The organism is Brevibacterium litoralis (assembly GCF_040212315.1).
Taxonomy (GTDB): Bacteria; Actinomycetota; Actinomycetes; order Actinomycetales; family Brevibacteriaceae; genus Brevibacterium; species Brevibacterium litoralis.
In genome coordinates, this window is sequence record NZ_JBDIUY010000035.1 from 140811 (window position 1) to 155911 (window position 15101).

The 15101-nt window shown below is 71.8% G+C and carries 9 protein-coding genes and 1 pseudogene; 4 read left to right on the top strand and 6 right to left on the bottom strand.

All coding sequences use genetic code 11. From position 1 onward, the window contains the following. Positions 1-157: 157 nt before the first annotated feature. Positions 158-652, top strand: a pseudogene (locus AAD496_RS12645) (P-loop nucleotide/nucleoside kinase family protein); the annotation flags it as partial. A 68-nt stretch (positions 653-720) separates the two neighbouring features. Here AAD496_RS12645 and AAD496_RS12650 read toward each other — a convergent pair. The 5 genes from AAD496_RS12650 to AAD496_RS12670 all read right to left on the bottom strand — a co-directional run bounded on the left by AAD496_RS12650 (position 721) and on the right by AAD496_RS12670 (position 8958). Continuing rightward, on the bottom strand, positions 721-2109 hold the full coding sequence (locus AAD496_RS12650; RefSeq protein ID WP_349829151.1) for an alpha/beta hydrolase fold domain-containing protein: 1389 nt from the start codon (positions 2107-2109) through the stop codon (positions 721-723). A gap of 208 nt (positions 2110-2317) precedes the next feature. Further along, positions 2318-3529: a dicarboxylate/amino acid:cation symporter gene (locus AAD496_RS12655; RefSeq protein WP_349829186.1), complete on the bottom strand. Its 1212-nt coding sequence runs from the start codon at positions 3527-3529 to the stop codon at positions 2318-2320. 39 nt (positions 3530-3568) lie between these two features. Continuing rightward, positions 3569-5815: a thioredoxin domain-containing protein gene (locus AAD496_RS12660; RefSeq protein ID WP_349829152.1), complete on the bottom strand. Its 2247-nt coding sequence runs from the start codon at positions 5813-5815 to the stop codon at positions 3569-3571. A gap of 199 nt (positions 5816-6014) precedes the next feature. Beyond that, positions 6015-7577 (bottom strand): serine hydrolase domain-containing protein, encoded by a 1563-nt coding sequence (locus tag AAD496_RS12665; protein WP_349829153.1) that lies wholly within the window; start codon positions 7575-7577, stop codon positions 6015-6017. A 52-nt stretch (positions 7578-7629) separates the two neighbouring features. Next, positions 7630-8958: a M18 family aminopeptidase gene (locus tag AAD496_RS12670; protein WP_349829154.1), complete on the bottom strand. Its 1329-nt coding sequence runs from the start codon at positions 8956-8958 to the stop codon at positions 7630-7632. Between the two features lie 115 nt (positions 8959-9073). Between AAD496_RS12670 and AAD496_RS12675 the strand changes: the two genes are divergently transcribed. Both AAD496_RS12675 and AAD496_RS12680 read left to right on the top strand, forming a co-directional pair. After that, the gene (locus AAD496_RS12675) at positions 9074-10543 is read left to right on the top strand and encodes an MFS transporter (RefSeq protein ID WP_349829156.1); all 1470 of its coding nucleotides are present in this window, start codon (positions 9074-9076) and stop codon (positions 10541-10543) included. A 134-nt stretch (positions 10544-10677) separates the two neighbouring features. After that, positions 10678-12150: a DUF1684 domain-containing protein gene (locus AAD496_RS12680; RefSeq protein ID WP_349829157.1), complete on the top strand. Its 1473-nt coding sequence runs from the start codon at positions 10678-10680 to the stop codon at positions 12148-12150. A gap of 125 nt (positions 12151-12275) precedes the next feature. On the opposite strand, the gene AAD496_RS12685 is transcribed toward AAD496_RS12680, so the two are convergent. Continuing rightward, positions 12276-14252: a M13 family metallopeptidase gene (locus AAD496_RS12685; RefSeq protein WP_349829158.1), complete on the bottom strand. Its 1977-nt coding sequence runs from the start codon at positions 14250-14252 to the stop codon at positions 12276-12278. Positions 14253-14331: 79 nt separating this feature from the next. Between AAD496_RS12685 and AAD496_RS12690 the strand changes: the two genes are divergently transcribed. Then, positions 14332-15012 carry a copper resistance CopC family protein gene (locus AAD496_RS12690; protein ID WP_349829160.1) on the top strand — a complete coding sequence of 227 codons (681 nt, stop codon included), beginning with the start codon at positions 14332-14334 and terminating at the stop codon, positions 15010-15012. Positions 15013-15101: the final 89 nt, after the last annotated feature.

Sequence of the window (15101 nt, forward strand, 5' to 3'; positions counted from 1 at the left end):
TCCCGTGACCGGGTCGAACGGTGCGGAAGTGCGAATCCAGGTGCTGGAGAACAGGAGGAACATGCGATCAGATGCTGGAGAACCTGCGAGATTCCGGCCCGGAACCTCTCACCATTCAGCAGGTGATTCCCCGCTTTCCGGACGGCTGATCGTCCTCTCGGGTCTGCCCGGGGTCGGGAAGACGACCGTCGCCGGGGTACTCGCAGCCCGGACCGGGGCCGTGCACCTGTCGGTCGACGCGTGCGAGGAAGCGATGCTCGCTGCAGGACTCCCGTCCGGCTGGACGACGGGAGTCGCTGCGTACGAGGTCGTCCGCGCGGCCGCGGAACTCAATCTGCGCCTCGACCGCGTGGTCGTGGTCGACGCGGTGAACGACAGCGAAGAGGCACGGGACACCTGGAGACGGGCCGTGGAGTCCACGGGTGCGGTGCTCGATCTCGTCCATCTCGTCGTCGGGGACGAGGCGGAACACGTGCGCAGGCTGGCCGGGCGGGACCGGGGCTTCACACATGTCGGTGAGCCGCCCTGGGACGCGGTGGTGCGTCGGCGGGACTCCTACGCCCCGTGGGCGGAGCCGCACCTGGAGATCGAGACCGGACGGGCCGGGGTCGACGGGATCGTCGCGGAGATCCTCGCTCGTCTGGAGAACTGATGGGAAGCCGATCCAGGGGCTGACCGCGAGCTCGCAACCGAGCTCCCGGAGCCCGCGCCCGGGCGGACTCACCCCTCGGCGTCGTCCTCCGGGGGTTCGGGGGCGTCAGGCAGGGTGTCGGTGAGCCACCGGTGGACGGCATCGGCCATCCGGTCCTCCAGGGGTGAGATCCCGAACCCGTGTCCGGCGTGCGGGACCGGGCGGGTCGTGACGGACCGGCCGTCCCGGTTGGCGGCGGTGGCGAAGGCACGGGTGGTGTCCCCGGGGACCAGGCGGTCGCGGCCTGCGGTGAAGAGGACGACCGGCGGGACGTCGGAGTTGATGTACGTGTGCGGGGCGCTCGCGGTGTAGGCCTCGGGCACCTCGGAGGGCGTTCCGCCGTGGAAGTCCCGGGCCCAGGTGCGGGCCTCCTCGCCGACGAAGGGTGCCTCCGAACCGGCGAGGTCGATCGGATCGACGACGGCGGACCGACCGGCGAAGGCGGCAGTGGCGGGCACCTCGCCGCAGTCGGTGAACTCCTCCTCGGACCCGTGCTGGAACACCGCGTCGAGGGCCACGAGCCCGCCGGTGTCGGACCCGACGACGGCCAGCCGGTCCATGTCGATCGCCAGCTGCTCGCTGTGCGCATTCACGTAGGCCAGCGCGCACTGCACCTGGTCGACGGCGACGACGGAGGTCGGATCGTCGGCCGAGGCCGGGGTGTACCCGACGTTGAGGACCATCCAGCCGGCATCGGCCCAGCGGGCGAGGGTGGCATCGGCGCCGCCCGGGCTCGCGGGGCCGGCGGTCTCCTCGACGGGGATGGGCGGGGTGTCGCCGGTGAGATCGGTGACGGTGTTCTGCATCGACCGGAAGGTCTCCTGTGCCTCTGCCCCGAAGGGCGTGAGCTCCCCGGGCACGTGGACGAGCACCGGCGCCGGGGCCCCGGAGGTCGCGGTGAACGTGTCGTCCTCGTTCCGTTCGTGGCCCGGGGGCAGCCACACGCCCACCTGGAGATCGCCCCGCTCGGAGGTCTCCCGGTAGACGGCCACGTGGTCCGCCGGTCGCGGGGCCAGGTAGCCGGAGAACGGGTGGTACTCGATGTCGTGCTGGTCCGCGAAGGCCTGGGTCTGCGCCGTGATCGCACCGGTCCCCACGAGGGTGAACGCGGCCAGCGCCACGGTGAGCCACCGCATGGACGTCCGGTGGCGGGCCAGCAACACGAACCCGTAGGCGAGCAGCAAAAGGCACAGGCACGCGATCCACGCCGAGAAACCGATCGTGCTCGTGGCGACCGCGCTGAGTCCCGGGATGTCGACGAACACCGCGAGCAGCAGGGCGAACGCGAGGACCGCGGGGAGCAGCCCGAGGATCTCGGGGATCACCCGCGGCCGCCGGACGAGGTCCGGGTGGGGGCGCTCGGCCGGGTCGACGGCCGGGTCGACGAGGTCGAACTGCGCCGCTTCGGTCTGTGTCATGGGCCCCTCACCTGGACGGAATCTGTGAGACAGGTTACTCGTCACCGGGAGACGGCGCATTCCCACGGACACGAACCCCGGACAGCACTGCGCCCGAGGCGCTCCGGAGTCCGCATGAGAACTCCAGGGCGCCTCGGGCGCGTCGGAACCCGGGGCGGCGTCGAGCCTTTAGCAGAGGTGGGGTGCCGGGGTTCGGGCGGCGTCGAGGTCAGTCGACGACGGAGAGCCGCTTGGCGTCGTACTTCTGCTGGTCGAGGATGCCCTCGCGCTTGGCGCCGATGGTCGGGACGAGTGCCTGACCTGCGACGTTGAGCGCGGTGCGGCCCATGTCGATGATCGGCTCGACGGCGAGCATGAGGCCCAGGCCCTCCATCGGCAGGCCGACGGTCGAGAGGGTGAGGGCGAGCATGACGGTCGCGCCGGTGGTGCCGGCGGTCGCGGCGGAGCCGATGACGGACACGAACACGATGAGCACGTACTGGACGAGCGTGAGGTCGATGCTGAAGATCTGGGCGACGAAGATCGCGGCGATCGCCGGGTAGACCGCGGCGCACCCGTCCATCTTGGTGACGGCGCCGAGCGGGACGGCGAAGGACGAGTAGGCCCGCGGCACGCCGAGGTTGCGCTCGGTCACGCGCTCGGTGAGCGGCATGGTGCCCATCGAGGAGCGGGAGACGAAGCCCAGCTGCACGGCCGGCCACACAGCGCTGTAGTACTGGCGGGCCTTGAGGCCGTGGGTGCGCAGGAGGATCGGGTAGACACCGAAGAACACGATCGCCAGGCCGATGTAGATCGCCACGACGGAGATGCCGAGCGAGCCGAGTGCGTCCCAGCCGTAGGTCGCGACGGCCTTGGCGAGGAGGGCGAGGGTGCCCAGCGGTGCCAGGCGGATGATCCACCACAGGACCTTCTGGATGATCTCCAGGAGGGCGCGGTTGAGCTCGAGGAAGGGCTCGGCCTTCTCACCGATCTTCATCGCGGCGATGCCGACGGCGATCGCGATGACGAGGATCTGGAGGACGTTGAAACTCACACCGGTGCTGATGGAGCCGTCGCCACCCAGCGAGGAGGAGGCGGACAGGCCGAGGAAGTTCCCGGGGACCAGCTGGTCGAGGAAGGCCATCCACGAGCCGCGACCGCCGGTGTCGACGCCGTCCTCGGCGGTCACACCCGCGGAGGTGCCCGGCCGCATGATCGAGCCGACGGCGATGCCCACGATCGAGGCGATGAACGCGGTGATCGCGAACCACAGGAGGGTCTGTGCGGCCAGGCGAGCGGCGTTCGTGACCTGGCGCAGGTTCGAGATCGAGGCGACGATCGCGGTGAAGACGAGCGGGATGACCGCAGCCTTGAGCAGCGAGACGTAGATGCCGCCGCGCCGCCAACGGGGAGTTCCAGTGTGGAAGGAATGGCGTTTCAGACCTCGTCCGCGCCATTCTTTCCACACTGGAACCGCGGGTCAGGTGATGCGGGTCGTGAACCGGTCGAGTTCGGCGCGCAGGGCCTGCGAAGAGTGCACCGGTAGCGAGCACTCGGTGCCCCGGCACACGACGGCTCCCGAGGCGCCCGTCGAGGCGAGGGCGAACACCGCGGGGTGCGCTGCGGCGACGGCGGCGAGTGCGGGGTCGGCCGTGTCCACGCGGAGGGGACCGGCCGCCCATTCCTCGGCGAGGTGGAGCGCCCAGCCGGCGCCCCGGGGGCTGCCGGCGACGATGTCGCGATAGCCGCGCAACAGACGGAAGGCGAGGTCACGGGGGTCGGTGCCGGCGCCGGCCGCACCGTTGGCGGAGGCAGTGACGGGATCGGCGAGTTCGGCGTGGAGGAGGAGCGCCTCGGCGGCGGCGGTGCGGCCACTCGGGGTGACGCCGTCGATGGGGTCCGTCCGCTCGACCCCGACGACCGGATCGACGGCGTCGACGACGCGCAGACCGTCCGTGGTGAGGCGGACGAACCGGTCGGTGATGACACGCACACCCTCGGTGGCCACCCGCATCGGATCGCAGCCGGTGGCGTGACCGCGACGCAGCCCGTCCGGCACCTGGGCAAGCGCGAGCGCGGCCCGGGTTGTCTGGGCCCAGTCGACCAGTCCGGCCGCCGCCGGACCGCGTCGGACGCCCTCGTAGCTGCGGGGCAGGTCGGGCAGCCAGCGGACGAGGGGAGCGAAGGCCTGTTCTGCCAGTGCCGCCCAGTCCGCGCGGTCGAAGACGGCCGCGGCCTCGGCGAGCGCGGTGACGGCCAGCGCGTTCCACTCGGTGACGACCTTCGTGTCCCGGTGCGGGACCGGCCGGGTGGCGCGGGCCTTCCGCAGGGCGCTCACCTGGGCCTGTGCCCTCGGGGAGTCCCAGGGGGCGGGCGTCCCGCCGGACGATTCGAGCCAGCGGAGAACGTCCGGACGGGTGAGGACCTGCGCGCCCTCGACGTCCCCTTCGAGCCCGAGGAGCAGGTCGTCGACAGTTCTCAGTCGGTCGATGGAGCCCAGGTCGTCGATCCCGCCTTCCGTGGACCGCGCCGCCTCGAACGCGGCGGTGACCTGGTCGCGGGTGAAGGTGCAGTGGGCCCCTTCGACGTGCGCACCGGCGCCGTGGGTGGCCGCCTGCGGGGAGTCCGGGGCAACGGGTGCGTCGGCATCGAGTCCGGCGGCGAAGGCACCGTCGGGAAGCCGCAGGTCGGAGTCGAGGAAGGCGACCGTGTCGGCGGCCTCTCGGCGGGCGAGCGCGGCGAACCTGCCCGGCAGCACGGCGGAGGTCGTCTGCGCCATCGCCGATTCGAGCCGGTACCAGGCCGTGACGGCGCGCAGGTACAGCGCGTTGTCGTAAAGCATCTTCTCGAAGTGCGGCACCGTCCACTCCCGGTCGACGGCGTACCGCGCGATCCCACCGGCCAGCTGGTCCCGGATGCCCCCGGTCGCGATCCGCGTGAGCGTCGTCCGTACGAGGTCGAGCGCCCCGTGCTCGCCTGTCCGCGCCGCGTGCCGGGTCAGCTGGAGGACGGTGAGCAACGGCGGGAACTTGGGCGCGGTCCCGAACCCGCCCCATTCGTGGTCGGCCTCCCGTGACAGCTGCGCGACGGCCCGGTCGAGCAGGTCCGCATCGAGGGGACCCGCCGCCGAGGTGCCCGCCTCGGAGGTGCCGGGAGTGTGGGGCACCTCGGGAGCGGAGGGCGTGGGGGTGGCGTCCCTCCCGTCCATGGCGCCGTCGACCTTGCGGCCCATGTCGGCGAGTGCCTGGCCGAGCTCCCGGGCGATCGCGTCGACGCGGGGCCTCTCGTCGTGCCACAGACCGCTCACGGTCGCGAGCACCTGGGGGAAGGAGGGGGTGCCCGCACGGGGAGCCGGCGGGTAGTAGGTACCGGCGAAGAAGGGGCGCCCCTCGTGGTCGACGACGACGGTGAGCGGCCAGCCGCCGGACCCGCGGACGGCCTGGTGGGCGTCCATGTAGTGGGCGTCGACGGCGGGGAGTTCCTCGCGGTCGACCTTGATGCTCACGAACCCCGCGTTCATCTGCGCGGCGATGTCGGCATCGGAGAAGGACTCGGCGGCCATGACGTGACACCAGTGGCACGTCGAGTACCCGATGCTCACGAGGACGGGCACGTCGCGGCGGCGGGCCTCGGCGAAGGGTTCCGGGCCCCATTCCCACCAGTCGACGGGGTTGTCGGCGTGTTGGCGTAGGTACGGGCTGGTCGATCGTGCGAGCCGGTTCGACATGTCCCCAGCCTGTCACCGACGGGCGGGTGTGACCAGAGCCGGATCCGCGAGGGGTCGGGCCGGGTGGACGTGATCGGGTCGCCGGGGACTGCAGGCTCCGTGTCGTCTGCCGTACCGATGCCCGGCAACCAGGCAGGACTGCCGGGCATCGGTACGGCAGACGACAATGACCGTGCAGCGACCCACCCGTGAGATCGATTCAGTGCAGTGAGAGCCTGCCGTCGAGCAGCCGGTCGGGGCGTTCCGTCGCGAGCGCCGCGCGGTAGGTCTCGATCGGCCAGCTCGTCATCGCGCCGATCCGGGCACTCCGGATGCTCCCGTCCCCGTCCCGCACGAGCTCGACCGGCTCGCCGTGGGCGTGGAAGCCCGGCTCCGGTTCGGTGAGGAGGATCCACCCGGCGGGCGCCTCGGCGGCGTCCGTCCCCGCGTCCGAGGCGCCCTTCCCTTCCGCCGGGACGTGCACCTCCGCACCCGCCTCGACCGGCTCACCTGCGGCCGTCCCGACGACCAGCCGTCCGAGCGTCGGCACCGGCAGGGGAGCGCGCGGGCCGAGGGTGAGGAGCGCGGGCGCGTGGACGGACGCACCCACGGACACGACGTCGAGCGAGCCCCACAGGTTGGCGAAGCGGCCGGAGAACTGCAGGTCCTCGGGGACTGCGACCGCGCGGCCGGTGAGCACCGAGTCGACGGCGGCGAACACGGCGTCGACGATCTGCACGATCCCGGTCGCGACGGTGCCCGCCGGGCCGTCGATCGCGTTCGTGAGCGCGCTGACGACCAGGCCGTCCTGCGGGTCGATCCACGTCCGGGTGATGTGGCCGGGGTAGCCGCCGGAGTGGCCGACCAGCTCCCGCTCGCCCACCGTCTCCAGGTCGAGGCCCAGGCCGTAGCGGCGGACCTCACCCCCGGGTGCCGTGAGGCGGGACTCCTCGCGCTGCATGAGCCGCTTCGAGGAGTCGGAGAGCAGCCGGGTGTCGCCCATGACGAGGGCGGAGCCGTAGACGGTCATCTCCGCGGCGGTCGAGTACCAGCCGGTGGCGGCGGCCATCGCCTGCGTGTCGACGTGGGGGATGACGCGTCGGGTGTCGTCGTGGGTCAGCCGCCCGGTGTGTCCGGCGGCGTACTCGGTGCCCCGAGCGGGGTCGTACTCCGCGCCGGTGTCGCGCAGACCCAGCGGTTCGACGATCGCACGGCGGGTCGCCTCGGCGTAGCCCAGCCCGGTGGCCTCCTCGATGACGAGACCCAGGAGCGAGTAGCTCACGTTCGAGTACTTGAAATGGGTGTTCGCCGGGTAGACGGCCCCCTCGCGACGGACGACGTCGACCAGCCGCCGGCGGTCGAGGAAGTCCGAGCCGCGCTGCCAGAAATCGCCGTCGGAGGAGTCGCGGACGACGCCGCCCTGGTGGCCGAGGAGTTCGCGGACCGTGAGGTCGCCGGCCGGGCACTCGGCCAGCTCCGGCACCCAGTGGCCGACGGTGTCGTCGAGGCGCAGGTCCCCGTCCTCGACGAGCCGGAACAGCGTGACCGCCGTGAAGGTCTTCGAGTGCGAGGCGATGCGGAAGAGGTGGTCGGTCGTCAGCGGTTCGTCCGTCGTGACGTCCGCCCGGCCCGCCGCGTGGTCGAGGACCGTCTCGCCGTCGAACCCGAGGGCGACCTGGATCCCGGGCACGCCGGTGTACTCCTGCTGGAAGTCGACCCAGGAGGTGAGGTACGAGGCGAGCTCGTGGAGGACGGCGGACTTCTGGGCGCGGGTGAGCGGCACGGTGGGCCTTTCGGGTGGAGGAGCGGAGGGGCTGAGGGAGGGGAGGTGCGGGTCAGGAGCCGAGGTACGCGGTGGCCGCACGGAACAGCCCTGCGGCGTCCTCGATCGCGCACATCTCGCGCGCCGAGTGCATGCTCCACAGGGCGAGTCCCACGTCGACGGTCGTGATCCCCAGCCGGGTGGCGGTGAGGGGGCCGATCGTCGTGCCGCAGGGCATCGCGTTGTTCGACACGAACTCCTGGTACTCCACCCCGGCCGCGCGGCACACGGTGGCCCAGCGGGCGGTCCCGGCGGCATCGGTCGCATACCGCTGGCTCGCGTTGATCTTGAGCAGCGGGCCGTGCCCCAGGCGCGGGCGGGCGACGGGGTCGTGTCGCTCCGGGTAGTTGGGGTGCACCGCGTGCCCGGCGTCGGAGCTGATGCAGAAGGAAGCGGCGAGTGCCTGCAGGAACGTACTCCGGTCCCCACCGGAGGCCGTGACGATCCGTTCGAGCACGTTCTCCAGGAACGGTCCCGAGGCGCCCGACCGCGTCCCCGACCCCACCTCCTCGTGGTCGTTCGCCACGAACACCGGCACCGCGGTGAGCGCGGCCGGGTCGACGAGCTCCATCGCCGCCGCGCCCGCGTGGACCGAGGACAGGTTGTCCAGCCGCGGGCTCGCCAGGAACTCCTCGTGCGCGCCGAACAGCGCGGGCTCCTGTGCGGGGATCGTGAGGACGTCGTACCCGGCCACGTCCGCGACCGCGACCCCGGCGGAGTCCGCGAGCAACCCGAGCACGCCCTCGGCCGTCGCGTCCGGCCCCATGAGGTCGGCGAGCCCGATGACCGGCTGCAGGTGCCGCTGCTTGTCGAGCGCGAGCTTCTGATTGACCTCGCGGTCGAGGTGGATGGCCAGCTGCGGGATCCGCCCGATCGGCGCCGTGCGCGCGAGCACGCTCGTCCCGTCGCGCAGCACCAGCCGACCGGCGAAGCACAGCTCCCGGTCGAGCCAGGAGTTCAGCAGCGGCCCGCCGTAGATCTCCACCCCCACCTGGTGGGTGCCCTCGGTGAGGAAGTCCGGCGAGGGCTTGAGCTTGAAGGCCGGCGAGTCGGTGTGCGCGCCGAACACGTGGAACCCGGGCACGGCCGCACCGGCACCGCCCGCCGCCGAGGCGCCCGCCGGCAGCGCGAAGGCGATGACCGAGCCGTCGCGGACCACCACGTACTTCCCGCCCGGGCCGAGGTCCCAGGAGGACGCCTCGGTGAGCTCGGTGTACCCGGCGGCCACCAGCCGCTCCCGCGCCGTCGCGGCGGCGTGGTAGGAGGTGGGCGAGGCGGCGACGAAGGCGCCGAGGTCCTCGGCGACCGCGCGGGCGGGGGAGTCGGTGCTCAGTCGTGTCATACCCGCCACTCTAGTGACCTCCCGCCGGGGAACTCCCATGGTGACCTCCCGCAGGTTCCCTCCCGCCCGGCCCTCACCAGGCCCCGCCCCGAGGCCCATCCCCTAGCCTGGGCCCGTGCTCACCCGTCTGCTCCACCTCGTCGGCCTGCCCCTCCTCGTCATCGAGGTGCTCGCCAAACTCCCCTACGCGATGTGCACGGTCGCGGTGATGACCTCGGTGAGCGCCGTCCGCGGGTCCATGTCCGAGGCCGGCGCGACCGCCGCCCTCGTCGGCCTCGGCACCGCCCTGTCCGGTCCCCTCTTCGGGGCCGCCGCCGACCGCTGGGGCCAACGCCCGGTCCTCCTCGTGAGCGCCGTCGCGAACGCCCTGGCCATGGGTGCGCTCGCCCTCGTCCTCCGCACGGAGACCCTCGGCGTCGAGGTGCCCGTCACGACCGTCATGCTCTGCGGCTTCCTCATCGGCGCGAGTGCCCCGCAGGCCTCCTCGATGGTCCGTGCCCGCTGGCTGCACATCCTCCGCGCCCGCATCGAGGCCCGCGACGAGCGCGAACGCGCCACCTCGACGGTCCTGTCCTACCAGTCGATGACCGACGAGATCTGCTTCGTCTTCGGCCCCGTCCTCACCGGCCTCTTCGCCTCGCTCGTGGGGATCGTCGTCCCGCTCTACGTGGCGGCATTGCTCACCGCCGGCGCCGTCGTCGCCTACGCCCTCCACCCCACCTACGTGTACGCGCGCGGCCGGACCCTCGCCCGGGAGTCCGCCCAGGCCGCTCCCGGCCCGGTGCCGACCACGCACGCCGAGGCGCCCTCCCCTTCCGACCAGCCCGCCGTCCCCGGCGGGTCCGTGGGCACCCCCGGGGGCCTCTCGGCCGCGGACGACGTCCCCGAGTCGGCGGACCCGCTCGAACGGATCCACCCGGACCCCGTCCGGGAGCTGTTCCGCGCCCGTGTGTTGCTGCCGATTCTCGGGATGGTGACGATCGGGTACTTCTTCGGGTCGCTGCTCGCGAGCCTCACCGGGTACATGGAGGCCCGGGGGTCCGGCGACAGCACGGGACTGTTGTACGGGATCCTGGGGATCGGATCGGCCACGTGCGCCATGCTCGTGCCGCTGCTGCCCCTCCGGTTCGGGATGTCCGCGAGATGGATCGTGTTCGCCGGGCTCATGGTCCTCGGCGCGGTGCCGACCGTCACGGCCGACCCGTCGCTCACCTTCCTCGTCGTCTCCCTCCTGATCGGCGGGTGCGGCGTGGGTCCGGCGCTCGTGACGATGTTCTCGATCGCCTCCCGCGTGGCCCCCTTCGGGCGGACGACGACGGTGATGGCCTCGATGTCGACCGGCCTCGTCGTCGGTCAGGCGATCTCCAGTTGGCTCACGGGCACCGCCATCGATCTGTTCGGCCCGCACACGGGTTTCGTCGTCACACTGGGTGCGACAATCTGCCTTGTCCTGTTCGGGGTGGTCCGTTGGTTGCTCGCGGGCACCACCGCCGAACTCCGGGCGGAACGTCGAGCGGCCGCGCGCCGTGCGGCCCATCGGTCCGGCGGGCACCCTACGATGGGGGCGGACGGCTCGAAGTATTGAAGATTGAACTACCCTGTGTCCGGCCCGGGCGATCCGTCCGGGACCCTGCGGGTCGTGTCACCCGCCGGGACCGGCACCCACCGTGGGATCCGCGCCCTCCGGGGCCGGACACGACCCAGCGAGGAGACGAATCCGTGGACCAGTACAGCGCCGAATGGCACACCTGGCACGACGCCCGTCTGTCCGACCTGGCCCGCCCCTTCGGCTGGTTGAGCATCACGGGCCTCACCTGGTTGTGCCCGGGCGAGGACACCACCTGGGAGGGCGCGCCCGGCGTCTTCCGGTTGGAGGAGCGGCCCGGAGCCGGTCGCCGGTCGCACCCGGAGACCTGGGTGACCCTGGAACTGGCACCCGGGGTGTCCGCGGGGCCCGCTCCCGCCGCGCTCGACGCGATGTCCCACCCGACGGACGACGTCGAGGTGGACTCAGCCGACGGCGTCATGTCCGTGCGGATCGGTGAGGGCGCCGACCTCCTGTGGGTCCTCGTCGACACCGTCCAGTACGAGGTCCTCAACCGCGGCGGTCACGTGGCGATCCGCCGCCACGACTCGACCTCCCCGCTGCTCGCCGGGTTCCTGGACGTGCCGACCTTCCCGCTCTCGCCCGACTGGATCGTCGCCGGCCGGTTCACCGCCTTCGAGGCGCCCGTCACCCGCCGGATCGACACCGCGGCCTGCGGACTCGACCTGGACGCCCGGTTCACCGGCACCGTCACCTTCACCCTCGGCGGTCGCGAATACTCGCTCTATGTCGGTGGCGACCCCGCCAAGGGACTCGATCTCACCTTCCACGACGGGACGAACGGCGAGTCCACGGCGGCCTGGCGGCGCCTGTCGCTCGGGGTACCCGACGCCGAGGGCCGTGTGTTCCTCGACTTCAACCGGGCCGTCAACTACCCCTTCGCGTTCACGCCCTACGCCACGTGTCCGGCCCCGGTCGAGGACAACCGGGTGGACCTGCTGGTCGAGGCGGGGGAACGGCGTCCGCTCCAGACCATGACGACCGAGGGGGTGACGACCCCCGTCCTCCTCGTCGAGACCGAGGACGACCTGGAGATCGACACCCTGCTCGCCGTGTGGGACACACAGGGTCTCGACCTCACCCGGGTGGACCTCCCGGGGATGGCCGGGGTGCCCGCCGTGTCCGCCTTCGACGCGATCGTCCTCGTCGGCGACGCCGATCGGGACTCCCACGACCGCCCGGCCGACGCGGGGCTCGAGCCGGAACTCGTCGACGCGCTCGCCGCCCGCCGCCCCGTCGTCGCGATCGGCACGGCCGCACCCGTCCTGCTGGCGGCGGCGAAGGTGGCCGCGGAGGACTCCGTGTCCGCCGCGGAGACCGGCCTCATCCCGGTCGTCGGCGAGGACGCCACCCCGGGTGATCCCACGGGTGACGTGCGACTCCCGCAGGGCGTCATCGTCGTGACCGAGGACCTCGGGGAACTCGGTGGGGTCAAGGACTTCGTCTCCCGTGCGGTGGGGACCGGGGTCGTCGCGATCGAGGGGATCGACCTGCACCAGGAACAGCCCCGCGAGGCCGCACCCGAGGAGCGCGCTCCCTGGCTCACCCTCGCCTCCCGCTTCGCCAAGTTCCTCCGCACCACCTGAATCCCGCACTCCCGCACGAGCGGTGCGGGAGTGCGGTCAGGGCAAGGCGGAGGAGCGAAGACGTACGTGGGGTTGGTACTTCGAGCGACGACAACGCCGCCCTGGCCGTGCTCCCGTGCCGCTCGTCACCAGATGGTGACGCGGGCTTCTGGTTCGAGCCACATGGGGTCGCCCGGCCGCACCTCGAAGACGGCGGCGAAGGCGTCGATGTTCTTCACCACCTGGTTGCAGCGGAACTCCTCGGGGGAGTGGGGATCGATCGCCAGGCGGCGCACCCGCTCCTCCTCGCGCATCGTGGTGCGCCATCCGGCGGCCCAGGACCGGAAGAAGTCCCGGCCCTCCTCCGCGGTGACCTCGCGGCCCTCGGACTCCGCCCGGATGTGCAGGGCCTTCCATGCGATCGACAGTCCGCCCAGGTCGCCGATGTTCTCGCCGATCGTGAGGGCCCCGTTCACGTGGTGGTTCGGATCGAGTCCGGCGGGCACGAGCGCCTCGTACTGGTCGATGAGTGCCCTCGTCCGCTCCTCGAACCGTTCCCGGTCCTCCGCGGTCCACCAGTCCACCAGGTTGCCGTCGCCGTCGTAGCGGGAGCCCTGGTCGTCGAACCCGTGGCCGATCTCGTGTCCGATGACCGCGCCGATCGCCCCGTAGTTCACGGCGTCGGACCCTTCCGGGTCGAAGAATGGCGGACGCAGGAAGGCCGCGGGGAACACGATCTCGTTGAGCACCGGGTGGTAGTAGGCGTTGACCGTCTGCGGGGTCATGAGCCACTCGGTGCGGTCGACCGGCTGCCCGATCTTGGCGATCTGTCGCGCGTGTTCGGCGGCGTGTGCGCGCTTGACGTTGCCCACCAGGTCCCTCGGGTCGACCTCGAAGGGGTACTCCCGCCAGACGTCGGGGTACCCGACCTTGGGCGTGAACCGGTCGAGCTTCGCCAGGGCCCGTTGCTTGGTCTCCGCTCCCATCCAGTCGAGGTCGGTGATGGACCGGCGGTACGCCTCGAGCAGGTCGTCGACGAGGGCACGGACGGCCGTCTTGGCGGACTCCGGGAACTCCTGTGCTACGTAGAGCTTGCCGACGGCCTCGCCGAGCAGGCCCTGGACGAGTCCGATCCCGCGCTTCCAGCGGTCGCGGATCTGCGGGGTGCCGGACAGGGTCCGGGAGTGGAAGTCGAAGTTCTCCTCGACGAACTCCTCGGTGAGGAGGGAGGCGAAGGACTCGACGAGACCGAAGCTCAGCCAGGCCTTGAGGTCCTCCAGGTCGGTACCCGCCCACACCTCGCCGAGCCCGGTGAGGAAGGACGGCTGGGAGACGAGCAGGTACTCGGCGTGGTTCGCCTCGGAGCCGGCCAGCCAGGCGTCGACGTCGAAACCGCGGGCGAGCGCCGTGAGGTCGGCGCGGTCGACCTTGTTGTAGGTCTTCTCCGCGTCGCGGCTGGTGACCCGGTCCCAGTGGTGGGCGGCCAGCCGTGTCTCCAGGTCGAGGACCAGCGCGGCCAGGTCCTCCGGGCTCCGTCCGGTGCGGGTGTCGAGGCCGGCCAGGCGGGCGACGGCGGCGACGTGGGTCAGGTATTTCTCGCGGATCGGTGCATTGTCCTCGCCGCGGTAGTACGACTCGTCGGGGAGGTGGAGTCCCGCCTGGACGAGGTGGAGGGCGTCGGTGTCCGAGTCCTTGGCGTCGGCGCTCACGTAGGCACCGATGACGGAGGGACCACCGGTGCGCTCCAGGTGACCGACGAGGTGCGCGAGCTGCGAGTGGTCGTGCGCTCCGGCGATCGCGTCGAGGTCCTCCTGCAGGGGTCCTGCGCCGGCGGCCTCGATCCGGGCGGTGTCCATGAAGGAGGCGTAGAGGTCCGCGACCTTCTGCGCCTCGCTGCCGGGCTCCGGCGCAGGGCCCCCGGAGGTCCCGTCGGTCGACCCGAGGCCGGTGACGATGTCGCGGACCTTCTCCTCGGCCGTGTCGTGGAGGGTGCGGAAGGCGCCGTCGGCGGCGCGGTCGTCGGGGATGACGAACGAGTCGATCCACGCGCCGTTGACGTGGCGGAACAGGTCCTGGCGGGCGGAGGTGTGGGGGTCGCCGTGCGGCAGTGTGGCTTCGGTCATGGTTCCCACCGTAATCCAGGTGCGAGGTCTACCCTGGGGGCAGTCGACCACGTTCCTTCCCCCGACGAACGGAGAACCCATGCACACCGCGATCGCCCGGCCCACCCGACCCGTCCACCTGCGCCTGTCCGCCCTGATCGGTGCGGTCCTGCTGGCGCTGGCGGCCACGTTCGTCCTCGCCCCGGCCGTCCAGGCGCACGACCAGTTGGTGAGCAGCAACCCCGCCGACGGGGACGAGCTCGACACCCAGCCCGGGTGGATGGAGTTCACCTTCAGCGGGAACGTCCAGGAACTGGGCGCCGAGGTGGTCGTCGAGCACGACGAGGACGGTCAGGACTACTCCGCCGGCGAGATCAAGGTCGACGGCGCGACGCTCACCTCCGCGCTGCCCGAGGGCATGCCGGCCGGTGACTACACCGTCACCTGGCGGGTGACCAGTGCGGACGGGCACCCGATCAGTGGTGAGTTCGGCTTCACCCTCAACGACGCGGTGGACGCCGGGAGCGCGACGATGGAGGCCTCGGAGCAGACCGCCGATGCGGAGTCCGAGGCGCCGGCCTTCGGTGAGGAGACCGCGGACGTCTCCGGTGGTGCCGTGGACGAACCGGCCGCCGCTGACGGGTCCACGGAAGCCCAGGAGGGTTCCGGCGGTATGTCGACGCCGATGATCGTCCTGCTGTCGATCGCGGGCCTCGCCGTCGTCATCGCGATCCTCGCCCTGCTGTGGCGGCGCACCAAGGGTGTCGACACCGGCGAGTGACCCACCGGCGGGCCGCCACCGGCCCGTCCACCCGGGAACCACATGATGAGATGTCGGTTCTGCCTCGAGATGCAATGCGCGCGAACTGC

Excerpts from the sequence above, each read along its gene's own strand:
- AAD496_RS12650 (WP_349829151.1), bottom strand. The coding sequence starts at position 2,109 with ATGACACAGACCGAAGCGGCGCAGTTCGACCTCGTCGACCCGGCCGTC.
- AAD496_RS12660 (WP_349829152.1), bottom strand. The coding sequence starts at position 5,815 with ATGTCGAACCGGCTCGCACGATCGACCAGCCCGTACCTACGCCAACAC.
- AAD496_RS12670 (WP_349829154.1), bottom strand. The coding sequence starts at position 8,958 with ATGACACGACTGAGCACCGACTCCCCCGCCCGCGCGGTCGCCGAGGAC.
- AAD496_RS12685 (WP_349829158.1), bottom strand. The coding sequence starts at position 14,252 with ATGACCGAAGCCACACTGCCGCACGGCGACCCCCACACCTCCGCCCGC.
- AAD496_RS12690 (WP_349829160.1), top strand. The coding sequence starts at position 14,332 with ATGCACACCGCGATCGCCCGGCCCACCCGACCCGTCCACCTGCGCCTG.